We start from the raw sequence: 23,092 nt of genomic DNA on the forward strand, positions 1-23,092 counted from the left end.
TTTCCGGTAGTGGGGACTACCGGAAAGGCGCACGGGGCCGGAGGCCCTACTTCAGTTCTGCGAGAACCGTTCCCTGCGTGATTGCTGCACCCGGCTCGACGGACAGTCCGGTGACGACACCGGCCTTGTGCGCGTTGACGGGGTTTTCCATCTTCATGGCTTCGAGAACGGCGATCAGATCGCCTTCTGCGACTTCCTGGCCTTCGGTCACTGCAACCTTGACGACGGTGCCCTGCATCGGAGCCGTGACAGCGTCACCCGATGCTGCACCTCCGCCGGCGCCGCCGCGCTTGCGCGCCTTCGGCTTCTTGCGGATCGCACCGGAGGCAGCGCCGCCGCCGTTGCCGAGCGAGAACTGGCCCGGGAGGGAAACCTCGACGCGACGTCCACCGACCTCGACGACGACGTTCTGACGCGGCAGAGCCTCGTCCTCGTCGTCGACGGGAGCACCGGCGCCTGCGTACGGCTCGATGGGGTTGACCCAGTCGGTTTCGATCCACTTGGTGTAGATGTCGAACTTCTCGCCGTCGCCGATGAATGCCGGATTCTCGACGATGTGGCGGTGGAACGGGAGAACGGTCGCGAGGCCGTCGATCTCGAACTCGGCCAGAGCGCGCGATGCCCGCTGGAGGGCTTCTTCGCGGGTGGCGCCGGTGACGATGAGCTTGGCGAGCATGGAGTCGAACTGTCCGCCGATGACGTCGCCGGCAACGACACCGGAATCGACGCGAACGCCGGGGCCCGTGGGCTCACGGTAGACGGAGACCGGGCCGGGGGCAGGCATGAAGCCGCGGCCGGCGTCTTCGCCGTTGATGCGGAACTCGAAGGAGTGTCCACGCGGGGTGGGATCTTCCTTGATGGAGAGTTCTTCGCCGTTGGCGATGAGGAACTGCTGACGCACGAGGTCGATGCCCGCGGTCTCTTCCGTGACGGGGTGCTCGACCTGCAGGCGGGTGTTGACCTCGAGGAAGGAGATGGTGTCGCCCTGAACCAGGTACTCGACCGTTCCGGCGCCGTAGTAGCCGGCTTCCTTGCAGATGGCCTTGGCGGATGCGTGGATGCGTGCGCGCTGGTCGTCCGTCAGGAAGGGAGCGGGAGCCTCTTCGACGAGCTTCTGGAAGCGACGCTGCAGCGAGCAGTCGCGGGTACCGGCGACGACGACGTTGCCGTGCTGGTCGGCGATGACCTGAGCCTCGACGTGGCGGGCCTTGTCCAGGTACTGCTCGACGAAGCACTCGCCGCGACCGAAGGCTGCGATGGCCTCACGGGTGGCCGACTCGAACAGCTCGGGGATTTCCTCGATGGTCTGGGCGACCTTCATGCCGCGTCCACCGCCACCGAAGGCAGCCTTGATCGCAACCGGGACGCCGTATTCCTTGGCGAATGCGACGACCTCGTCGGCGCCCTTGACGGGATCCTTGGTGCCTGCTGCCATCGGCGCCTTCGCGCGTTCTGCGATATGGCGTGCCGTGACCTTGTCGCCGAGGTCGCGGATGGACTGCGGTGACGGACCGATCCAGATGAGGTTCGCGTCGATGACGGCCTGGGCGAAGTCGGCGTTCTCGGAGAGGAAACCGTAGCCGGGGTGGATGGCGTCGGCGCCGGACTTCTTGGCTGCGTCGAGGATCTTGTCGAACACGAGGTAGGACTCGGCGGACGTCTGTCCACCGAGGGCAAATGCCTCGTCTGCGAGCTTCACGAACTGCGCGTCTGCATCGGGCTCGGCGTAAACGGCAACGCTGCCGTAGCCGGCATCCTTGGCCGCCCGGATGACCCGTACCGCGATTTCACCGCGGTTCGCGACAAGCACCTTCGTAATGTGCGCGCTGGCATGACTGGGCACTGAGCCTCCTGTGGTTCGCATAGTCTGTCTCCGCGGTGTATTCCTCTGGGATTTCACCATCGGGGGATTGGCATCACTTCGGAGTGTATGCATCGCTTCGGCGCTGGTTGTAACCGGATCGCTAAAGCCCACTCCGGCTTAGGAAACGGTTTCGAAAACTACCGATGAGTAGCTGTCGGAGGTGGCGGCGTCCGGTTCGGTGACGATTTCTTCGATGGTCCGGCGCAGTGCGGCCACGTAGGCGTGAACCGCGGCGTTCGCCGTCTCGTTGCCTGGGTACCTGACCGCGAGGTTGAGTCCCTGGGGTGTGCGGTTGATCCAGATGTAGACGTCGTGCGTATATGCCTTGCTTCGAAGTGCTCTGGCGTTCCATTCGGGCCATTGTGCGGCTTCGGGCACGAAGCGAACGTCCATGTAGGACACGACGAATCGCGGTCGGATCGGGGTTTCGAGGTGCTCACCGATCCGATCGAACGGGACAGCTGCGGCAGGCTTGACCGAAGCGATGGATTCGGCGGCGCGTGTCGCGAGGTCGCCGAACGAACAGTCCGATCCAACGGCGAACTCGACCGGGCACAGTCCGACGAACCAGCCGAGCGCGCCCGCCCACTCCTGAGCGCTGCGGGTGTGAACTGGCGTCACGACCTCGAATCGATCGGATCCCGCGACTTCGCGACCTACAGCGGCAAGTCCGCCGAGAAGTCCGGCGAAGTACCCCACGCCGGTGGCTGCACACGTCGAACTGAAGGCCTTGGACTGGTCGGCGTCGAGCAGCCAGGTCGACAGGCCGTTCTGAGAATCGGTTCCACGGTCTCCGATCGGTAGCGGGAACTGGGGTAGACCGTCCGTGCCGAGAGCCTTTCGCCAGATCTCGACCGCAGCCTTCTCGGCTTCCATGTCGGCCATCTGCTCGCGTTCGACGGCACCGAAATCGACGTAGCTGCCCACCGGAAACAGATTTGCAGCACTACCGGTCGAGGCCTCGCGGTAGAGAGCTGCGATCTCGTGAGCGACCAGCACGATCGAGAACCCGTCGATGATCGAGTGGTCCGCCGCGAAGAACACGGTGAACGGACCGTCGCCACCGCGGGGCGTCAACGTCGCGAAGACGTACGACGGCCAACTGTGCGGGGACGCGTAATCGTCGAACAGGCGGTGAAGGTGGTCGAAGTTGTCCTGGCTGGACGCGTCGTAGCCGTGGCTGACGACCCCGATGTCGATTCCGCCGAGCGGGACCGTGTGCCGGGTGATCTCGCCGCTCGAGGGCTCGAGGACGGTATGCGAGCGCAGAACTTCGTGACGGTCGATCCACCGGCCGAGAGCGACTCGGAACGCATCGACGTCGAGCGGGCCGGAAATCTCGAAAGCTGTTCCCAGCCAAGACTTGTCGCCTGCGCCTGCAGCGGAACGGTTGAGATGTGCCTCGTGAATGTAGGAGACGGGCCGCGGATCCGGAACCCAGGGCCCGGTTGCGCACGGCAACCATTCGACGAGTGCGCCGGCCGGAATCGCATAGTCGGCCAGTTCGGTGAACTCCATGTTTTCAGCCCCGCAAGTGCCGCTTGATGCGCGCGAGCATGGCCGACATTCCGCGCAGACGGAGCGGGCTCACGGCTTCTGCGAGACCGAGCGCCGAATAGAAGTCGTCGGGTACACCGAGGATCTCGTCGGCGCTGTGGCCGTCGAGCCCCTGCGCGAGGATCGATGCGAAACCACGCGTCGTGGGAGCCTCGGGGGGAGCGCTGAAGTACAGACGGACGTTGTCGCGATCCGAATCGTCGACCGAGAGGAAGAGCGGCGACTGACATTCGGGGACCGGCTCCATCGCGCTCTGCTCGAGCTCCGCCGGCAACGGCGGCAGCTCTCGGCTGAACTCGAGAAGAAGGGTGAGCTTGTCCGAGGCGCCGACGGCCGCGAAGTCGTCGACGATCTCGGCCAGAGCCGAAGGAAGAGCGCTCATGACGCCGATACAGAGGACGGAACGGCGCCGGGCTCTTCGCCCTGGACGATCGGGACGCGCACGGCATTGCCCCACTCGGTCCACGAACCGTCGTAGTTACGAACGTTCGGGTAGCCGAGAAGATGAGTCAACACGAACCAGGTGTGACTGGAACGCTCACCGATGCGGCAGTACGCGACGATGTTGTCGTCGGCCGACAGGTCGCCGTAGATCTCGCCGAGTTCGGTACGGGTGCGGAAGCGGCTGTCCGGTGCCGCTGCCTTCGCCCACGGGATGCTGAGCGCGCTGGGAATGTGTCCACCACGCAACGCACCCTCTTCGGGGTAGTCGGGCATGTGGGTGCGCTCGCCGGTGTACTCCTGCGGAGATCGCACGTCGATGAGCGGCCCGTCGCCCAAGTGCGCGAGAACGTCGTCCTTGAATGCGCGGATGGGAGCGTCGTTGCGCTCGACGACCGGGTAATCGGTCGACGTGATGTCGGGAACGTCGAAAGCGGTGTCGCGGTTCTCGGCGATCCACGCATCGCGGCCACCGTCGAGAAGACGGACGTCCTCGTGGCCGAAAAGAGTGAAGACCCACAGTGCGTAGGCCGCCCACCAGTTGCTCTTGTCGCCGTAGATGACCACGGTGTCGTCGCGGCCGATGCCCTTGCGGTTCATCAACTCTGCGAACTTCGCACCGTCGATGTAGTCGCGGGTGACCGGATCGTTGAGGTCGAGATGCCAGTCGATCTTCACGGCTCCGGGGATGTGGCCGACGTCGTACAACAACACGTCTTCGTCGGATTCGACAACCTTGAGGCCCGGCGCACCGAGATTCGCCGAGAGCCATTCCGTCGAGACCAACCGGTCGGGATGCGCGAACTCGGCAAACGCGGTTGAGGGATCGGGGGCAACGGGCACGGGCGTACTCCTGAAGACGAATCGTTCGGTTCGAACACGGACTTGATCGATTCTATGCGCTGTGCGCAAGGTGAGACGCCCGGAAGCAGGTTCTGCCTGCTCGTGCCCGTTGCCGACCCTAAATCCTCGGTGTTCCTGCTCCGACGCTCGAATCTCTCAATTGTTCGGTGACACTTCCGATCGGCGTCACGCCCCGGGCGCAGACCTCTCTCAGAATCCGGTCGAGTTCGGTGAGGAAATTCACCATGGTGTCGTTTGCCGTCTCGGTGTCGGGAAAGCGTGAACGCAGCGAGAGACCACGGTTCGTTCGCGAAATCCAGAACTGGGCATCGTCGGCGACCGTCACATTGCTGATGTGATGGGCGTTGAGGAGATCATGATCGTCTGTGCCGGGTAGTTTGCGGTAATCGATGTAGGACACCATGAAGACGTCGGTGCGCGTGCGTCGAATCTTGTCGCCCAAAGCATCTCGAACCTGGGCCATGGTGACGCCCTCGAGCGTCAACGCAACTCGGAACGACGCGTGCGTATGTGCAAGGGATGCACCGAAATCCGCATCGGGAGTGATCTGGACCGTGATCGGCGCGCTGGTGGTGAGCCAGCCGATCGCGTCGGCCCAACGCGGATCTTTGCGAATGTGAAGCGGAAATTGCAGCGGAAGCGTCGACTGCCCGGTGTACGAGTGGACGGAAAGTCCCATCGCAGTGAGGATTCCGGTGAACACGCTACCGCCGGCGGATAGGCAGATCTCGTCGAACGTCGCCGTCAACTCCTCGTCGAGCAGCACGCGCACATCGGCGCCCTGCGGCGCGGGCTTTCCGCCCTCGACGCCGAGATCCAAGGGGAAACTCGGTGATGTGCCACCGCAGATCTCGTAGAACCTTGCCCACTCGCGGATTCGAGGGTCGTTGTCGACTGGAAGCAGAGCGTCTGCCTCCAGTTCGCAGTACCGCACGAAACTTCCCGGGTCACCCAGTCGGCTCATCACTGCGTCGACGGCCTCGTGGTCGGTCAGATCGGGTAGGGCGATCAGTCCCTCGTAGATCTGTCGCAGTTCCCCGAGAGCGATGACCAACGAGTAGCCGTCGACGAGTGTGTGATCGAACGCGCTCAGGACCGTGTAGTGCTCTTCGCGTTCGACCGTGGCAAACGTGTATGCAGGGAAGGTCAGTGGATCGCATACCGTCGTGAATCGCTTCTTGAGATGCGCTCGGAGGTCTTCGGTCGAATCGAATTTCAGAGGTTCCGAAGTCTCGATGTGTGTGCCGTCGGGATCGAGTCCCATTCGGGTGGTGGTGAACTCGCCCACCTCGAATCCTGTGTGCAGAGTGTCATGGCGACTGATGAACAGGCGCAGCGCGAGATCGAGTGCAGGCCGATTCAGTTCTCCGGGAAGGTCGAATGCGGCTGCCATCCACACACTTCGGCCCATGCCGTGTGTTCGCGCAGTCTCGAGGTGAAAATGCTGGTTGTACGACGGTGGTACTTCCGACTCGGTGACGGCGCCGTCCGCGGGCTGGAGCGACCATTCGGTGACGATTCCGGGCTCGAGTCCGTATCGATCGATCGAGGTGACATGCATCAGGCCGCTCCCTCTGGTGCCGCGAACGAGTAGTCGCCCTGAGCTGCAACAGTTTTGATGATCTTGGAGACGTGCTCGGCGAAGCGGGTGGCCGATTCGTGGGCAATGGGGGTGTCAGGGTGGGACACGGCGATCCAGGTTCCGGTGTGCATCCGGTTGATCCACATCGACGCGATCTGAGTCTCTTTGCCGCCGACGATTCCCGTTGCCTTCGTCTCGGCATAACTGTACGGATCCGGCATGCGGCGGCCGTCGATGTACGAGACGATCGGCGGCGGGGTGAGCGTCTTCGACAGTCCGCCGGGTGCGGAATCCGACTCGGCCAAGCTCGACAGAACCAGATCGATGACCTGCTGCACGGAGACATCGAGGAGTGCCTTGCCGTCGTGGTACCCCTGCTGCCCGAGCTTTGCCAACTCGGTGAAGCGTCGCTTGTCGTCGACGTCGATGCCGACCGGGATCAGGTTGATGTACCAGCCCTGTGCAAACGAGTCGGCCTCGGTTCGTGTGCTGACCGGCGAGAGGGCGATGTACTTGTCGCGCCCGGCCAGTTCGAATTCCGCAATCGCGAGCGCGGTGAATATTCCACCGATGAAGTTGGCGCCGTTGGCTTTACAGACCGCACCGAACTTCTCGCACTCGATGTCATCGGCCAGGTCGAAGCGTGAACCGATTGCCGGTTTGGGCGCGTCTTCGGCCCCGAGCGGGAGCGGAAATCCGGGGAACGAGCCGCCGCTGCGCATGAGGTAACCGAGCCACTGGTGCACTTCGGGTGACTGCATCGTCAGTTCGGTTGTTCGCTCGCGTTCGACGCGACCGAACTGTGCGTAACTTCCCGCGGGGCCCAGTTCGGGATGTGACCCGGTCGTTTCCGCTGCGTAGAGCTGACGCAATTCCGCGTACATCAACACCATCGAGTTCATGTCCGAATGGGCGTGGTCGACCGCATGGAACAGGGTGAAGCTCGGATCGGCTTCGAGGTCGGCATGGTGGTGCTCGACGGCACCGAACACGAAGGCCGGCCACTGCAGCGCGCTGGTTTCGGTGGCGAACTTGGTCGCGACGAGCGCGCGGATCGCCTCGGATTCGGAGACGTCGTCGCCCACGCGGTACTCGAGTTCGATGCTTTCGACCGGCACCACGTGTCGACGGACCTCGAACGAGGTGTCCGCAGCGTCGGTGGTTGCTTCGTCGAACGAGAACCAGCTGTGCAGCGTGTCGTGGCGACGGATGTAGCGCTGAAGGGCTCGCGTCATGGCGTCGCGGTCCAGTGTTCCTGCAAAATCGAAGGCGATACCGATCCACGGAGACTGCGGATCGCCCTTCTCTGCGGTGACGCGGGCGCGTCGCAGGTGGCGATCCTGCATCGTGGTCGGGGGTAGTTCTCGGTCGATCTCGGCTTCGGCGGCTCGTTGAGCGGAAGCATGCGTGACGCCCCATTCGATTACCCGCCCAGGAAGCGGGTGCCAATGGGTGATCAAGTTCAGATCCATCGAGTAGAACTCCTGCGTGTGTCGTCGAGAAGCCTGCTCAGAAAATGGGCAGACGACGAACTATCCCATCTGGGGGACTGAATTGTCCGAAATACTACAATCTAAACAAGAACAGGTTCTAGAAGCGTTGTATTCGATTAGGATCATTCGGTGCTTCCGGACCCTTTAGGTGACGCTGTCGGCGCCGACCACAAGGGCGGGCGGCGAGCTGGTTCTCTGACGCCCTGGCTCGGGTTGGCGACGAGTCTGGCGGCGGCATTCATGCAATTGCTCGACGCGACAATCGTCAACGTCGCGCTTCCGAGTATCGCCGTCGATCTTCAAGCAGGCGTATCGGCGCAGTTGCTCATGGTCAGCGTGTACATCCTGGCTTTCGCGTGTTCGTTGATCACTGCAGCGCGGCTGGGGGACCTGTTCGGCCGTAGGGTTGTTTTTCTGACCGCCCTGTCCGTATTCGTGGTTGCCTCGTTGCTGTGCGGGCTCGCGCAGAGCGCGACGATGTTGATCGTCTTCCGGGGTCTGCAAGGATTGGCGGCCGGTTCGATGTCAGCCCAGACGTTTGCCATCATCTCGGGTCTGTTTCCGAAGGCCAGGCATCCGCGAGTCTTCGGGATCTACGGTGCGACCATCGGGCTCGCAACAGTCAGTGGGCCTCTGATCGGTGGGCTGCTGATCGAGTGGAATCTGTTCGACTGGGGCTGGCGCCTGATCTTCTTCGTCAACATCCCGATCGGCATCGCCGCCTTGATTCTCGGATATTTCCATCTCGTCGATGCTCGCGCTGAGCATGTGCGCTCACTGGACCTCATCGGCGCCGCACTGTCATCACTGGCGCTGTTCCTGCTGATCCTTCCCCTGGCCGAGGGAAGGGCGCGCGGATGGCCCACAGGTCTTGTCGTAATGCTCGCGATGTCGGCGCCGGTGGCAGTGGCGTTTGTGCTCTACGAATCGCGTTTGGCGAAACGAGGCGGCGATCCGGTCCTTCGTCTCGAGCTTTTCCGCGACCGAGCCTTCACAATCGGCGCGGTTCTTGCGTTCGTTTTCTTCGGAACCCTGACTTCCTTGATCTTCACCATCAGTCTCACCCTTCAGTTCGGCTTCGGGTTCTCCGCATTGCGAGCGGGCGTCATGACGCTGCCGTGGGCCGTCGGAATGGGCGTGGCGGCGGTTCTCTCATCGGCGGTGTACCGGATGCTCGGAAACCGTGTTCTGATCCTGGGGATGGTCGTCTTTGCCGGCTCGCTGATCGCGCTGTCGATCATCCTCGAACGCGAAGGAACCGATCCACGCTGGCTCGCGCTCGCCGGTCCGCTGCTTCTCGGTGGCGCAGGTCTCGGACTGTTCGTGGCACCACTGCAAACCGCGATCCTTGCGACGGTCGAACCCGCGCACGCGGGTTCGGTGTCGGGACTGCTTCCTACCGTTCAGCAGGTTGGCAGCTCCATCGGACTGGCCTTGATCGGAGTGGTGTTCTTCTCGCTCGTCGCGGGGCAAGCTCCGCAAGCAGTGCAGGGGGAGCGGCCCGAGTACGTTGCGAACCTTGAAGCTGCCGGCGTTGGTCCCGGCCTGATCGACATCGCCGAAAAGGCCTTTGTCGATTGCGCAACAAGCCAATTGGCATCCGGAACACCGATGGAGGTGGCGCCGGAATGTCGCCGGGACGGCTCCGCCGGTGCCGGGGGTCAATCCGTTCAGGTGGCAGTTGATGCCGCGTACGCATCGACTCGCGCGGCGGCCGGCGAAGCATTTCTCCAAGCGCAGCGCCGTGTGCTCGCGATCATCGCAGCAATTGCGCTCGGTATCGGATTGGCGTCGACTGCTCTGCCGCGGGTCAATTCGCCGGTCTGAAAATTGCCCTTGACTCGAACGGGTGTTCGAGTACCCTGTGTGCAGGGGATCGGGGGATTCAATGAGTGTCTTGTTGTCGGATGTGGTGTCTGGTTCTGCGGTGGGGTTGCGCGGACGGTTGTGGCGGTTGTCTGCTTCTGAGTTGCGTGCTGCTGCTGTCGAGGCGAGTGCGGAGATTCTGCGCCTGGAAGCTGTGCGGGTGGCGGTGGTGGACGAGTTGTCGTTGCGCCCGGATGATCAGGTGATTGCCAGCCGCGGAGTGGGTGCGTGGTTGGCGGCCAACACGATGCTGCAGGTTCGGGACGGGAAAAAGATCGCCGCTCTCGGTGCAGCTTTGCGGCCGTTTCCGGCGGTGGCGGCTCGGTTCGATGGCGGGGATTGCTCGTTCGAGCACGCGGTGTTGATCGTGGCGTTCTGTGAATCACCGCCGAAGGGGATGCCGGAGGAGGCGCTCCCTCGCTGTATCGATTTGTTGTTGGCTGCTGCGTCGGGTGTGGAGGCGACGACGACGAAGGTGCGGAACGTGATCGCGACGTTGGAGCGGTTGTTCGAATCGGATGAGATTCCGCCCGCTGAAGATGTCGATCTCAATGAGTTGCGGATCGCGTCGACGCTCAATGGTCGGGTGGTGGTGCGTGGGGATTTCGACGCCCTCACCGGAGAAATGCTGCTCTCGGCCCTGTCGAATCTGACGATGCCCACCCAGGCACCGGACGGGACGCCGGATGCTCGGTCGGCAGCGAAGCGGACTGCCGACGGGTTCACCGAACTGATCCGGCGTTACCTGGACTGCGCCAACACTGGCACAGATGGTGGTCAACGACCGCACGTGAACGTGCACATCAACGCGCGTGATCTCGCTGAGCATCGGGACTGCGCCGCCTCGCCCGCCGATGGTGAAGAGTCTCTGTCGGATCTCGATGTCGGGCACATGCCCTGGCTGGGGCCGCTGTCCGTGTCGCAGACCAGGCTCCTCGGGTGTGATTGTTTCCTCTCGACCGTCCTGCTCGACGATCACGGCGCGCCCTTGGATGCGAAACCAGGAAAGAGGCTGGTCACCGCCGAACAACGCGTCGCCCTCATCGCCCGAGACAAAGGCTGCGCCTTCCCGGGCTGCACATGCGTGCCCGCGTGGACGGATGCGCACCATATCCGGCACTGGGCCAACGGTGGCCCGACGGTGATGAACAACCTGGTCCTGCTGTGCCGTTCACACCATCGGTTGATGCACCTCAAATCCGGGTTCGTCGGGAAATGGGAAATCCGAATAGGAGTCGACAACAAACCCTGGTTCGTCCCGCCGCCCTCGATCGACCCCGGACAGCAACCGAGGCCGGCGAACACCACCTTCAAAACCTGAAGGGTCAAACCTTTTCGGTGACAACAAAAACGACCAGCTTCGCATCGGCATGGACCCGATGCGGGGCTGGTCACTGGTGCTTGGAGAAAACGTGCTTGGAGAAAACGCGTCAGAAGATGCTCTGCGTGCGCCAGAGATCCGAGACGGAAACCCCGACACGCTCGAGAAGTGTTCGTACCAAAGGTAATCCGATACCGATGACACTCGAGGGATCACCCTCGATCCTCTCCACGAACCAGCCGCCGAGACTGTCGAGCGTGAATGCTCCGGCGACTTGGAGCGGCTCGCCCGTTGCCAGGTATGCCTCGAGATCCTCGGTGGACGGTTGCGCGAAATGAACCACTGTTGCGCTGTGATCCGAGGCCATGCGGACGATGCGGCCGTCGGCGACGCGTAGGACACAGTGCCCGGTCAAGAGAGTGGCGCTGCGTCCGGCCATTGCGGCCCATCGCTTTCGGGCGATATCGACGCTGCCCGGCTTGCCTTGAAGTTGCCCGTCGATCAGGAGCATCGAATCGCACCCGACAACGACTACGTCGGTGAGATTGTCGGCGGCAAGACCGGGAACGATCTCGGCGGCCTTGGCCTCCGCCAGTACCGTCACGACTTTTTCGGGGGCGGCGTCGGGTCCGAGATTGTCGGCGATCTTGTCCTCGTCGACGCCGGAGACACGCACAAGCGGCGAAACCCCGGCCGCCCGCAGAACTGCGAGGCGAGCCGGGGACGCTGAAGCTAGAACCAGTTGAGTCACGTCAGCAGAGTGATCGTCAGCTGCGACGGATCGCGGGGTTCAGGTACGCGTACGGCGAGAACGGCGCACGCGTGCGGTGGAACTGAGTCGGATCGCCCCAGGTCTCCGCGGGAACGTTCGACTCGGGAGCTTGACCGCTGCCGGCAGCCGCAGCAAGCACGCTGACCAGTGCCGCGATCTCGACGTCCGTGGGCGAACCCTTGACGATCTTGATGACCGACGCGTCGGAGGTCGACGTCTCGGTCAGCTCCGTGAGCGAAGCATCCGTCGCGGTTCCCTCGACGACCGCACCGTTGGTCGGTGCAGTCTCCGCCAGTGCGACATCTTCGCTGAGAATGTCCTCGGTGGTTGCGGTCATAGGGGAATGTTCCCATGCTTCTTGGGCGGAAGGGAAACGGCCTTGCGCTCTAGCAGTCGCAATGCGGAAACGATTTGTCCGCGGGTGTGCGACGGAGGAATGACAGCGTCGACGTATCCGCGCTCAGCGGCGACGTACGGGTTGACGAGTGTGTCCTCGTACTCGTTCTGCAGCTTGAGGCGCAATGCATCGACGTCTTCGCCGTTCTTCGCGGCTTCGAGAAGCTGCTTGCGGTAGACGAATCCGACTGCTCCGGATGCACCCATGACGGCGATCTGAGCGGTCGGCCATGCCAGGTTCACGTCGGCGCCCATGTGCTTGGAGCCCATGACGTCGTACGCTCCGCCGTAAGCCTTGCGGGTGATGACCGTGATCTTGCCGACCGTTGCTTCTCCGTATGCGTAGAGGAGCTTCGCGCCGCGGCGGATGATGCCGTTGTATTCCTGCTCGGTTCCGGGGAGGAAGCCGGGAACGTCGACGAGCGTGATGATCGGGACGTTGAACGCGTCGCAGGTACGCACGAAGCGAGCGGCCTTCTCCGAGGCGTCGATGTCGAGGCAGCCCGCGAACTGGGTGGGCTGGTTGGCGACGATGCCGACCGAGCGTCCGTCGACGCGACCGAAACCGACGATGATGTTCATCGCGCGCTCGGCCTGGACCTCGAGGAACTCGTCGTCGTCGAGGATGCGACGGATGACCTCGTGCATGTCGTACGGCTGGTTGGCCGAGTCCGGGATGAGGGTGTCGAGTTCGATGTCCTCGGCGGTCAGGCTGTCTTCGATCGAACCGACGATGGGGTCGGTGATCTCGCCGCGGGGAGCCGCTGCCTGGTTGTTGGACGGCAGGTAGCTGAGCAGGTCCTTGACGTAGTCGAGTGCGTCCTGCTCGCCGGAAGCGACGTAGTGGGCGACGCCGGACTTGACCATGTGGGTGCGAGCACCGCCGAGGTCTTCCATCGTGACGTCTTCACCGGTGACCGTCTTGATGACGTCGGGGCCGGTGACGAACATCTGGGAGGTCTCGTCGACCATCACGACGAAGTCGGTCAGTGCGGGGGAGTACACGTGGCCGCCGGCGGCGGGTCCCATGATCAGTGAGATCTGGGGGATGACACCCGAGGCCTGGACGTTGCGGTGGAAGATCTCGCCGTAGAGGCCGAGCGAGACGACGCCTTCCTGAATGCGCGCGCCTGCACCTTCGTTGATGCCGACGAGGGGCCGTCCGGTGCGGATCGCGAGGTCCATGACCTTGACGATCTTCTCACCGTAGATTTCGCCGAGCGATCCGCCGAAAACGGTGGCGTCCTGTGAGAAGACACAGACGTCGCGGCCGTCGATGGTGCCGTAACCGGTGACGACGCCGTCGCCGACCGGGCGGTTGTCAGCGAGACCGAAGTTCACACTTCGGTGCCGTGCCAGTGCGTCGAGTTCGACGAAGGAGCCCTCGTCGAGGAGGGCGGTGATGCGCTCGCGGGCGGTCAGCTTGCCTTTGGCGTGCACCTTGTCGATGGCGGCTTCGCCGCTCGGTGCCTGCGCCTGGGCTTGGCGATTCCGCAGGTCCGCGAGCTTTCCCGCGGTCGTGTGGATATCGGGTGCGGCCGCCGCCTCCGGCGCGTTCGGCTCTTGGACAGTGGTCATGGACGTGAGCTTAACGAGAGTGCGTGGGGGGCTTCGAAGGCAGGTCCGATTGTCGCTGTCTTGCAGGCTCAAGCTACTGACCAGTACATTCTCGCCGTCGTCATAGGCTGGGGCTATGTGGACCGACTTGAACCGACCGCCCCTCGACGGCAATGCCCTACGACGCGCACTCGTGCGCAGTGACAACGACGACGCGCGCGTTTTCTGGAACCGCCTCGACGTTGTCGAGGAGACCGGTTCGACGAACGCGGATCTCCTTGCGCGAGCGGCAGATCCGGATGCCGACCGTCACGTTCTGATCGCCGAATATCAGGCGAGTGCCCGTGGCCGTCATTCGCGCACGTGGGTGAGTCCGCCGCAAGCGCAGATCTCGATGTCGGTTCTGCTGTCGATGCCCGGAATGAATCTCGCGGACATGGGTTGGCTCCCGCTACTGTCGGGAATCGCGGTCGTCGACGCGCTGCGCAACGTGGCCGAAGTGCCCGCAGAACTCAAGTGGCCGAACGACGTTCTCATCGGTGACAAGAAGGTCGCCGGCATTCTGGCCGAGGTGGCGAGGACGGCGCCCGATCCCGCGGTGGTGGTGGGGATCGGGCTGAACGTGAGCCTCGGCGTCGAGGAGCTGCCCGTCCCGACCGCTACGTCACTGCTGATCGAAGAAGCATCGACTGTCGACCGCGACACTCTCGTTCGCGCAATCGCCCGTGAATTGGCGACGCAATTCCGTGCTTGGGAATCGTCGAAATGGGATACATCTGTGTTGGCTGCCGAATACCGGCAGCGCTGCGGGACGCTGGGCAAACGAGTCCGCGCGGTTTTGCCGGGCGACAAGGAGGTGTTCGGTATCGCGACCGACGTCGACACTTCCGGACGCGTCGTCATCGAAATCGAGGGAACAGATGGGGAGACCTTTGCGGTCGCAGCAGGTGATATCACGCACCTTCGCGCCGCCCCGGTCACCGAATCGTGAACGTTGCCGGATTTTCTGGCACCAAAGTGCTAATTTTTGGCCCGGACCGGTTTTCGAACCAACCGTCCGTCCTTCATTTCACTCAACTGCGGGATTTACCGAGCTGCCTAGGGGCGTCATGACCACACCGATCGTTGTTCCGACCGAAGCCGAGACGGCCGAGAGCGCTCGCCGCGTACTCACCGGCGTGACGGTGCTGCTCGGTGTCCTCACATTGGGCCTGGGTATCGCGGTACTCGCGTGGCCGGATGCCACCCTGTTCGTGGTCGCGGTTGTCATTGCGATCCAGCTGTTCGGATTCGGAATCGTTCAGATCATCCGTTCGTTCGCGGACGTGACGGCTTCGGGTGGAACTCGCACGCTCGTCGCGATCTCCGGCGCGTTGGCAGTGCTCCTCGGATTCTTGGTTCTCCGTAGCCCTTTGCAGACGGTGGTTCTGATCGCGTTGGTGATCGGTGCCTGGTGGGTATTCCGTGGCGTTCTCGATCTGGTCGACGCGGCGTCCGGGCACACCGTCGATCGCGGTCTGTCGATCGTGCTCGGAGTCATCAGCATCGTCGCGGGTGCAATCGTCCTTCTGCAGCCCGAACTCTCGCTCGACGTCTTCCGCATCGTGGTCGGCGTGTGGATGGTGCTGTACGGCATCATCATCGTCGTGACCCCGTTGATGCTGCGAAAGATCGCGCAGCCCTGAGCGTTGCCCTGAAGGCGGGTGTGCCTGAAAGTCGGTGTGCCTGAAAGTCGGTATGCCTGAAAGTCGGTGCGGGGTGGCAGACTTCCCGTCATGGGATATCCCGAAGACGCCCTCGCTCAGGACGAGGAACTGATACTGCATCGCCATCCTCATTGGAAGATGTTGGTGCTTCCGGCGCTGACGTTCGTACTTGCGACGGCCGTCGCCGGTTTCTTGTTGGGCCTCGCACAGACGAGATTGGACGGCACGGCTCGCACCGTGTCGTCCATTGCCGTCGGAATCATCTGGCTCGGTGTCGTGGCCTGGCGATCGGTTGCGCCGTTCACGGTCTGGAAGTTCACGCATTTCATCGTCACCGATCGGCGAGTGCTCATCCGCCACGGAGTGCTCACGCACACGGGTATCGACATTCCCATGGGACGGATCAGCAATGTTCAGTTCCGTCACGGCCTGATCGATCGAATGCTCAAGACCGGAACTCTGGTCATCGCATCTGCCAGTGACGATCCGCTCGAGTTCGACGACATTCCTGACGTCGAGCACGTTCACGCCCTGCTGTATCACCAGGTTTTCGATTCCATGCAGCAGCCACCATCGCAGGCACCGCAGTGGCCGTCAGGTGAAAACGACGACCCGAATGATCGAAATGGCTGGTAATCAACGTGCAAAGGCGTGTTGTCCGTAGTCTGTTCGTGTGACTGCCGTATTGCTAGCCGAAGACGACGAGGCCATTGCTGCACCCCTTTCCCGCGCCTTGGGGCGTGAAGGGTATTCGGTGACGGTCGAACCGACCGGACCCGCTGCGTTGCAGCAGGCGCTCGAAGGTGATTTCGACCTGTTGATTCTCGATCTCGGCCTTCCGGGCATGGACGGCCTCGAGGTCTGCCGACAGATTCGTGCGCATCGCACCTCGCTCGCCGTGCTGATGTTGACCGCCAGGACCGACGAAGTCGACTTCGTGGTCGGGTTGGACGCGGGCGCCGACGACTACGTCAGCAAGCCGTTTCGTCTCGCCGAGTTGATGGCACGTGTGCGAGCACTCCTGCGTCGCCACGGTGGCCGCGAGGACACGATCGTCGAGGTCGGTGGCATCAGGCTCGAGCCCGCGGCACGACGCGTACTCGTCAACGGCTCCGAAATCGCCTTGGCCAACAAGGAATACGAGCTTCTGCGGGTCCTCCTCGAGCACGCCGGGGAAGTGGTCTCGCGCGATACGATCCTTCGTGAGGTGTGGGGCGACGTCGAGCTTCGTGGATCGAAGACGCTCGACATGCACATGTCGTGGCTGCGCCGCAAGATCGGCGACGAGGGCCCCGCCGTGGAACGCAGGATTGCCACCGTCCGCGGTGTCGGTTTCCGAATCAACACCGACTAACTTCTCGAGAATCAGGAACTGCCGGCATGCGGCGTCGCATATTGCAGTCGATTCTCGCTGTCGTGATCATGACGGCGTTGCTGCTGGGGGTTCCGCTGATCTACACGGCGTGGCTCTGGGTGGAGGACGTGACGCGAAGTGATCTCCGGGTGCGCCTCGACCGGATGGCCGCTGAGGTCATCGCGCAAGAGGGGACGAACGGACTCGTCGAAGGTGCGTTGAACACAGATTCGCTCAAGGTTCTCACCCCGAACGACGGGCGCCTCGTCGTCGTGTATCCGACCGTCGTCGACGGCGCTGCACGCGTCGACGTCGGTGAGGCGACGGTCAAGAACGCACTCGTCGAATCGCTCGCGATGGGAACGTCCGGCTCGTTGCGCCTCGAGGTGCCGTCGGAGAACCTGCGCACCCAGCAGAAACAGGCGGTGATGGCTGTCGGCGTGCTCGTGCTTCTGTCCATCACGGCAGGCACCGTGGTTGCTGTGGTCACTGCGCGTCGGCTTGCCGATCCGCTGCAGGATGTGGCCGACCGGGCGGCGCGCCTCGCCGAAGGCGACTTCCGGCCGGATCCTCGTCGGCACGACATCCCCGAACTCGACCGCGTGTCCGACGTCCTCGATGCGGCAACCGTGGAGATTTCGGTGCGGCTGCAACGAGAGCGCGCGCTGGTTGCGGACGTCTCGCATCAACTGCGCAGTCGACTGACTGCAGTGCGGCTGCGCCTGGACGAGTTGTCCGTTCACGAAGATCCTGACGTCGTGAACGAGGCCGAGGAAGCCATGGCGCAAGTGGACAGGCTCACCGACGGAATCGACGACCTGATTCGCTCGTCGCGCACCAGTGGGTCATCGGCGAGTCTGGTGTCGGTAGTCGGCGAGCTGGAACAGGTGACTCGCGACTGGCAGGCTCAGTTCGACGGAGAGGGACGCAGGCTGCGCCTACGCGGCGATCGCACGGTGATGGCTGCGACCACAGGTTCGCGTCTGCGTGAAGCTGTTTCCGTTCTGGTCGACAATTCGTTCGAACACGGTGAAGGTACGTGCACGGTGTCGGTGCGATTGATCGACGGTACGGGTCGCAGTTCGTCTCGCCGTGACTCGATGGTGTGCGTCGAGGTCACCGACGAAGGCTCCGGTGTGGAGAACGATCTGGCGCCGCACATCTTCGACAGAGGATTTTCGGGGGCGGGGTCCACCGGCGTCGGGTTGGCGCTCGCACGTGCACTGATCGAAGCCGACGGGGGCCGCCTGGAACTGCAGAGGCGTAAGCCTGCCTTGTTCGCCGTCTTCCTGCCGGTGGCCAACACGGCGCCGACCGCGGACGTCGTTCCGCACCGCGAACCGCGCTGACCGAAAGGTCGGCGCAGACGGAAAACTCAGGAGTGCCCGAGCTCCTCTTCGGCATCAGGAATTACCGGGTCAGGCGCCGTGGTTTCGGATAACGCTGTGGTTTCGGACAATCCTGTGGTGTCGGACAGCTCGAGCGGTTCCGGATTCTCGTCGGGAAACACGAACTTGCGGAAGGCCCAGAATCGGAACGCCATCTGCAGCAGGTTGCCGATGACATATGCACTGATGAAGTCGGCGATGTTCTCCGTCGCCAGGCTGACTTCGGGTACGCGCAGGTTGAAGACGTAACTGGAGATGTACAGCGGGATGAAGCTGATGACGACACCGATGGCGCTGATGATGAAGAACAGCGCAGCTTCGTGCGCTGGTTCACGGCCACCACGGTTCTTGAACGACCACTCGCGGTTGAGAATGTACGACGCGATCACCGCGACGACGCCGGCGATGATCTTGGCCGTGATCGGCTTGGATTCGAGGATCGACAGCTTGAGTGTGTAGAAGATGCCCGAGTCGATGAGGAAGGTCGTTCCGCCGACGATCGCGAATTTGATCAGCTCGCTGTGACGCAGAGCGATGTCACGAAACGGTTGGGGTATGCGGGCAATGACCCCGTCGACAAATGGCACAACAGATGAGTTTACGAAACGAAACCGCGTTACCACCAATTTGCCGCGGATTCATCAGCAGAATCACAGATTGGGAACGCTGAATGAACGGGCGAACGCGGCACATGACAACATAGAGAGCCGTGACCGGCAACAACGATCCCGCGCAGATCCCCGCCCGCCCGACCACCCCTCGACCGGCAAAAGCATCCATGCCCGTCGTCACCATGATCGGTGGCGGACAGTTGGCCAGGATGACTCACCAGGCGGCGGTGGCACTGGGCCAGACGCTCCGAGTGCTCTCCGGGACTTCGGACGAGCCGGCAGCTCAGGTCAGCCCCGACGTCGTGCTCGGCAGCCACACCGACCTCGATGCTCTCCGCCGTGCAGCGGTCGGTTCCAATGCACTGACCTTCGACCACGAGCACGTGCCGACCGAGCACCTCGAGGTTCTTGTTGCCGAAGGCGTGAACGTTCAGCCGCCGCCGCAGGCTCTGATCTTCGCTCAGGACAAACTGCTCATGCGTCGCAAACTTGCCGAACTGGGCGCACCCGTACCCGCGTACGCCGAAGTGACGTGGGCGGAAGACGTCGTGCGTTTCGGCTCCGAACACGGTTGGCCGCTCGTCATCAAGGCAACACGCGGAGGCTACGACGGCCGCGGCGTCTGGATCACCGACGATCAGGACGAAGCAGAAGCCATCGTCACCGAGCAGCTGAACAAGGGTGTTCCGCTGATCGTCGAGGAAATGGTCTCGATGCGTCGGGAGCTGTCCGCCATGGTGGCGCGGTCGCCGTTCGGACAGGGCGCTACTTGGCCGGTCGTGGAAACGGTTCAGCGCAACGGCCAGTGTGCCGTCGTGATCGCACCTGCCCCCGAGCTTTCGAGTGCCGTTGCCGAGGAAGCTGAACAGTTGGCGCTGCGCATCGCGTCGGAGCTCGGTGTGGTCGGCTCCATGGCCGTCGAACTGTTCGAGACGACCGACGGCACTCTCGTGGTCAACGAGTTGGCGATGCGCCCGCACAACTCCGGTCACTGGACGATGGACGGCGCCCGCACCTCTCAGTTCGAGCAGCACCTGCGCGCGGTTCTCGACTACCCGCTCGGAGATACGTCGCCGATCGCGCCGGTCACCGTGATGGCCAACGTTCTCGGTGCGCCGGAAGCTCCCGAGATGACGATGGACGAGCGCGTCCATCACCTGTTCGCGCGGATGCCTGACGCGAAGATCCACCTGTACGGCAAGGGTGAGCGCAAGGATCGCAAGATCGGACACGTCAACATCGTGGGCGTCGCCGGATCCATCGACGATCCGAATTACGTTGCCGCAGTTCGGGAACGCGCCGAGCGCGCAGCACATTGGCTTTCGTACGCAGTTTGGACCGACGGATGGGATGTACACGGTGAGTGAGAGCGCGCAGGTCGGCCTGATCATGGGCAGCGATTCGGATTGGCCGACCATGGAAGCTGCAGCCGAAGCTTTGGCCGAGTTCGGTATCCGCTTCGAGGTCGGTGTCGTCTCGGCGCACCGCACGCCTCAGCGGATGCTCGACTACGCCAAGGAAGCTTCCGGCCGCGGAATCAAGGTCATCATCGCCGGTGCCGGTGGCGCCGCGCATCTTCCGGGCATGGTTGCCTCGGCCACGCCGTTGCCCGTCATCGGTGTTCCGGTGCCGCTCAAGTACCTCGACGGTATGGATTCGCTGCTTTCGATCGTCCAGATGCCGGCCGGCGTCCCGGTGGCGACAGTGTCGATCGGCGGCGCTCGCAACGCCGGTCTGCTGGCTGCTCGGATTCTCGGTGCTTCGGATCCCGCACTGCAGCAGCGGATGGTGGCGTTCCAGGAGAGCCTCGAGTCGATGGTGCTCGACAAGGACAAGGCGCTCCGCGAAAAACTGCTGGGCTGATCTTCTCGTGTGTGCACGACGCGGGCTGCCGCTGATCCGAGCGAGTCGGGGCAGCGCGCAGTCCGCGTTCGTCACCCGCGTCGCCCTGCTGTACGCCAGGATTCTCGGCGCGGACATCCGCTTCGACGACGAGTTCGGAATCTTTGTCGCCTCCGGACTGCGCTGCGGGTTCGCCAGAGGCGGAACAACTCTCGGTGGTGTATATCTCACGCGGCGGAACACGACTCGATCCGTCCTTCGTCACGAGGCCGTTCATGCAGACCAATGGGCCAGGTACGGAATCATATTCGGGTTGTTGTACCTGCGTGAGGAACTGCGTCATCGCGGGCCGCGCAACCGCTTCGAAATCGAGGCCGGTCTCGAAGACGGCGGTTACCGCACCTGAGTGAAAGCTCGTCAGTAAAAGCTACTCTTGGCGGCATGGCTCGTTTTCCGACTAGTGAACGCTTCGTCCGCTGGAGCGCGGAACATGCTCGCGGTGTGGACATCTGCATTGCGACGGTTGCCGCACTGTTCAGCGTTGTCGTTGCGGTCGAGGCGAGTCCGCTGGCGGTGTTCATCTCGCTGGGTATGACCGTTCCGTTGGCGTGGCGACGCTCGCGCCCCGAACTCTCCGGCATGGTGATCGCAGGGTTCGCAGTTCTACACGTGATCTTCATCGGCAACACACTGCTCGCATCGGCCGTTGTCGTCCCCATCTCCCTGTACGCGCTGGCCGCCTATGGTGCTCGGTGGAGTTCACTCACCGGGCTGGTGCTCGCGTTGCTCGGCTCGATTGCCGGGACTGTTCGATACTTCGGCTACGACGGAATCCCGGTGTCCTCGCAGGTCATGCAGTCCGTGGCCGTCATGATCTTCATGCTCGCGGTCTGGGCGTTCGGTGATTTGCGTCGAGTTCGTACCAAACAATTGGAAGGTCTGACCGAGCGCGCACGGTTGCTCGAACTCGAGCGTGCGCAGGAAGCGGAAATCGCGACGATCAGCGAACGCTCGAGGATTGCGCGCGAGATGCACGACATCGTCGCGCATTCGTTGACCGTTGTCATCGCTCAGGCCGACGGTGGACGCTACAGCGCGGCCAAGGATCCTCAGGCTGCAATTCAGGCACTCGAAACAATTGCCTCCACCGGCCGCCAGGCGTTGACCGACATGCGATCGCTGCTGTCCGTCCTGCGTGAGGACACGCCCCGTGATTTCTCGGTGATCCCGGGCGCCGGCGACATCGACAGTCTCTTCCACGAGTTACGCAGCAGCGGACTCGACATCGCCGTCAGCGTGACCGGGGAACCACGCGAACTCTCTGCGGGTGCGGGGTTGACGGCGTATCGCATCGTGCAGGAATCGCTGACGAATGTTCTCAAACATGCGGGGCCTGGAGCACAGGCGAGCGTCGAGATGACATGGGCTGAAACCGAACTCGTTCTCGGTATCACCGACGACGGACGAGGCGGCAGCGCCGCGCTGGTCGAATCGTCACCAGGCGGACAGGGACTGATCGGAATGGCCGAGCGAGCCAAGCTGCACGGAGGCAAAGTGACCGCCGGACCGAAATCAGGCGGCGGATACAGCGTCCGGGCCGTCTTGCCGTACGAACGAACGTCTGGGTAGGTCTTGAAACGTCCGAAGGTCTTAAGGTGAGTGGCATGGACGAACACGTGGCTCCGATCGCAGTGGCACTGATCGACGATCAGCAGCTGGTCCGTGCAGGTTTTCGAATGGTCATCGACTCACAGCCGGATCTGTCGGTGGTTGTCGAGGCTTCGGACGGTCAGCAGGCGTTGACCGAGTTGGCCGCCCGTCATGTCGACGTCGTTCTGATGGATGTCCAGATGCCGAAGATGGACGGCATCGAGGCGACTCGTCGGCTCCTGGCCGACCCCGATGCGCCGAAGGTCGTGGTGCTCACCACCTTCGACAACGACGAGTACGTGATGTCGGCTATCCGGGCGGGCGCCAGTGGTTTCCTGCTCAAGGACGTGCCACCGGAGCAGTTGCTCGACGCCATCCGCACCGTGCACCGCGGGGACGCGGTGATCGAAGCCCGGGCCACTCGGCGACTGCTTCAGCACGTCGGGCCACTCCTGGAAGGCTCGGCGCCCGAAGCGCAGTTGCCCGAAGAGTTGACGCCGCGCGAGGTCGAGGTGCTCGAAGCCATGGCGTACGGGCTGTCGAATTCGGAGATCGCTGCGAAATTCCACGTCTCCGAGACGACAGTGAAAACCCATGTCGGACGGGTTCTTTCAAAGACGCATTCTCGTGATCGTGTGCAGGCAGTCGTCTTCGCTTTCCAGATCGGACTTGTCCGGCGCGCGGATCTCCTCGGTACCGAGGGCTGACGAGCAGCTCTGTTCAGTCCTACCCCGGGATGACACCGGGCTCTCCAAGATCGCCCCGCGCTCCGACGCGGAGACCACTTGCGCTGCAATAACGTCGATTCCGTCATAGCGAGAAGCTTTA

The 23,092-nt window shown here is 63.0% G+C and carries 22 protein-coding genes; 12 read left to right on the top strand and 10 right to left on the bottom strand.

Annotated features, from left to right (window positions below):
* Window positions 1-46: 46 nt before the first annotated feature.
* From ACYP01_RS07220 to ACYP01_RS07245, 6 genes are all read right to left on the bottom strand, one after another.
* Complete coding sequence (locus ACYP01_RS07220; RefSeq protein ID WP_030535031.1) at window positions 47-1,843, bottom strand: acetyl/propionyl/methylcrotonyl-CoA carboxylase subunit alpha; 1,797 nt, start codon at window positions 1,841-1,843, stop codon at window positions 47-49.
* Between the two features lie 138 nt (window positions 1,844-1,981).
* Window positions 1,982-3,382 (bottom strand): condensation domain-containing protein, encoded by a 1,401-nt coding sequence (locus tag ACYP01_RS07225; RefSeq protein ID WP_003940858.1) that lies wholly within the window; start codon window positions 3,380-3,382, stop codon window positions 1,982-1,984.
* Window positions 3,383-3,386: 4 nt separating this feature from the next.
* A complete protein-coding gene (locus ACYP01_RS07230; RefSeq protein ID WP_003940804.1) occupies window positions 3,387-3,803 on the bottom strand; it encodes a SufE family protein in 417 nt (138 codons plus the stop codon).
* Window positions 3,800-4,705 (bottom strand): sulfurtransferase, encoded by a 906-nt coding sequence (locus ACYP01_RS07235; protein ID WP_003940962.1) that lies wholly within the window; start codon window positions 4,703-4,705, stop codon window positions 3,800-3,802. The genes ACYP01_RS07230 and ACYP01_RS07235 overlap by 4 nt, the downstream gene beginning before the upstream one ends.
* 118 nt (window positions 4,706-4,823) lie before the next feature.
* Entirely contained in the window at window positions 4,824-6,287 is a 1,464-nt protein-coding gene (locus ACYP01_RS07240; protein ID WP_075832831.1) for a condensation domain-containing protein, read from the bottom strand.
* Window positions 6,287-7,780, bottom strand: coding sequence for a condensation domain-containing protein (locus tag ACYP01_RS07245; protein WP_003940824.1), 1,494 nt, complete (start codon window positions 7,778-7,780; stop codon window positions 6,287-6,289). Before ACYP01_RS07245 ends, ACYP01_RS07240 begins: the two co-directional genes overlap by 1 nt.
* 150 nt (window positions 7,781-7,930) lie before the next feature.
* Between ACYP01_RS07245 and ACYP01_RS07250 the strand changes: the two genes are divergently transcribed.
* Entirely contained in the window at window positions 7,931-9,628 is a 1,698-nt protein-coding gene (locus tag ACYP01_RS07250) for an MFS transporter (RefSeq protein WP_003940674.1), read from the top strand.
* 61 nt (window positions 9,629-9,689) lie between these two features.
* A complete protein-coding gene (locus ACYP01_RS07255; RefSeq protein WP_065352219.1) occupies window positions 9,690-10,988 on the top strand; it encodes an HNH endonuclease signature motif containing protein in 1,299 nt (432 codons plus the stop codon).
* 109 nt (window positions 10,989-11,097) lie between these two features.
* Here ACYP01_RS07255 and ACYP01_RS07260 read toward each other — a convergent pair whose 3' ends face one another.
* From ACYP01_RS07260 to ACYP01_RS07270, 3 genes are read right to left on the bottom strand one after another with little or no spacing between them, the layout of a single operon-like run.
* A complete protein-coding gene (locus tag ACYP01_RS07260; protein WP_007731146.1) occupies window positions 11,098-11,739 on the bottom strand; it encodes a Maf family protein in 642 nt (213 codons plus the stop codon).
* A 16-nt stretch (window positions 11,740-11,755) separates the two neighbouring features.
* Window positions 11,756-12,097, bottom strand: coding sequence for an acyl-CoA carboxylase subunit epsilon (locus ACYP01_RS07265; RefSeq protein ID WP_007731147.1), 342 nt, complete (start codon window positions 12,095-12,097; stop codon window positions 11,756-11,758).
* Window positions 12,094-13,734, bottom strand: a complete 1,641-nt coding sequence (locus tag ACYP01_RS07270) for an acyl-CoA carboxylase subunit beta (protein ID WP_003940853.1) — start codon at window positions 13,732-13,734, stop codon at window positions 12,094-12,096. Before ACYP01_RS07270 ends, ACYP01_RS07265 begins: the two co-directional genes overlap by 4 nt.
* Before the next feature lie 115 nt (window positions 13,735-13,849).
* Here ACYP01_RS07270 and ACYP01_RS07275 point away from each other — a divergent pair, with 115 nt between their 5' ends.
* The 5 genes from ACYP01_RS07275 to ACYP01_RS07295 all read left to right on the top strand — a co-directional run bounded on the left by ACYP01_RS07275 (window position 13,850) and on the right by ACYP01_RS07295 (window position 18,122).
* Entirely contained in the window at window positions 13,850-14,704 is an 855-nt protein-coding gene (locus ACYP01_RS07275) for a biotin--[acetyl-CoA-carboxylase] ligase (protein ID WP_003940755.1), read from the top strand.
* Window positions 14,705-14,822: 118 nt separating this feature from the next.
* A complete protein-coding gene (locus ACYP01_RS07280) occupies window positions 14,823-15,398 on the top strand; it encodes an HdeD family acid-resistance protein (RefSeq protein ID WP_459679153.1) in 576 nt (191 codons plus the stop codon).
* 90 nt (window positions 15,399-15,488) lie between these two features.
* Complete coding sequence (locus ACYP01_RS07285; protein ID WP_003941034.1) at window positions 15,489-16,055, top strand: PH domain-containing protein; 567 nt, start codon at window positions 15,489-15,491, stop codon at window positions 16,053-16,055.
* Window positions 16,056-16,092: 37 nt separating this feature from the next.
* A complete protein-coding gene (locus ACYP01_RS07290; protein ID WP_003940916.1) occupies window positions 16,093-16,773 on the top strand; it encodes a response regulator transcription factor in 681 nt (226 codons plus the stop codon).
* A 26-nt stretch (window positions 16,774-16,799) separates the two neighbouring features.
* Window positions 16,800-18,122: a sensor histidine kinase gene (locus ACYP01_RS07295; protein ID WP_007731154.1), complete on the top strand. Its 1,323-nt coding sequence runs from the start codon at window positions 16,800-16,802 to the stop codon at window positions 18,120-18,122.
* Between the two features lie 26 nt (window positions 18,123-18,148).
* On the opposite strand, the gene ACYP01_RS07300 is transcribed toward ACYP01_RS07295, so the two are convergent.
* Window positions 18,149-18,748, bottom strand: coding sequence for a GtrA family protein (locus ACYP01_RS07300; RefSeq protein WP_007731156.1), 600 nt, complete (start codon window positions 18,746-18,748; stop codon window positions 18,149-18,151).
* A gap of 191 nt (window positions 18,749-18,939) precedes the next feature.
* Here ACYP01_RS07300 and ACYP01_RS07305 point away from each other — a divergent pair, with 191 nt between their 5' ends.
* From ACYP01_RS07305 to ACYP01_RS07325, 5 genes are read left to right on the top strand one after another with little or no spacing between them, the layout of a single operon-like run.
* Window positions 18,940-20,139 carry a 5-(carboxyamino)imidazole ribonucleotide synthase gene (locus ACYP01_RS07305; protein ID WP_207623930.1) on the top strand — a complete coding sequence of 400 codons (1,200 nt, stop codon included), beginning with the start codon at window positions 18,940-18,942 and terminating at the stop codon, window positions 20,137-20,139.
* Complete coding sequence (purE, locus tag ACYP01_RS07310; RefSeq protein ID WP_039973205.1) at window positions 20,123-20,635, top strand: 5-(carboxyamino)imidazole ribonucleotide mutase; 513 nt, start codon at window positions 20,123-20,125, stop codon at window positions 20,633-20,635. The genes ACYP01_RS07305 and purE overlap by 17 nt, the downstream gene beginning before the upstream one ends.
* A gap of 7 nt (window positions 20,636-20,642) precedes the next feature.
* Window positions 20,643-21,020: a hypothetical protein gene (locus ACYP01_RS07315; protein ID WP_058039082.1), complete on the top strand. Its 378-nt coding sequence runs from the start codon at window positions 20,643-20,645 to the stop codon at window positions 21,018-21,020.
* A gap of 35 nt (window positions 21,021-21,055) precedes the next feature.
* A complete protein-coding gene (locus ACYP01_RS07320; RefSeq protein ID WP_030535022.1) occupies window positions 21,056-22,243 on the top strand; it encodes a sensor histidine kinase in 1,188 nt (395 codons plus the stop codon).
* Window positions 22,244-22,278: 35 nt separating this feature from the next.
* Window positions 22,279-22,971 (top strand): response regulator, encoded by a 693-nt coding sequence (locus ACYP01_RS07325; RefSeq protein WP_003940960.1) that lies wholly within the window; start codon window positions 22,279-22,281, stop codon window positions 22,969-22,971.
* Window positions 22,972-23,092: the final 121 nt, after the last annotated feature.

This window comes from Rhodococcus sp. no. 34 (assembly GCF_054589475.1).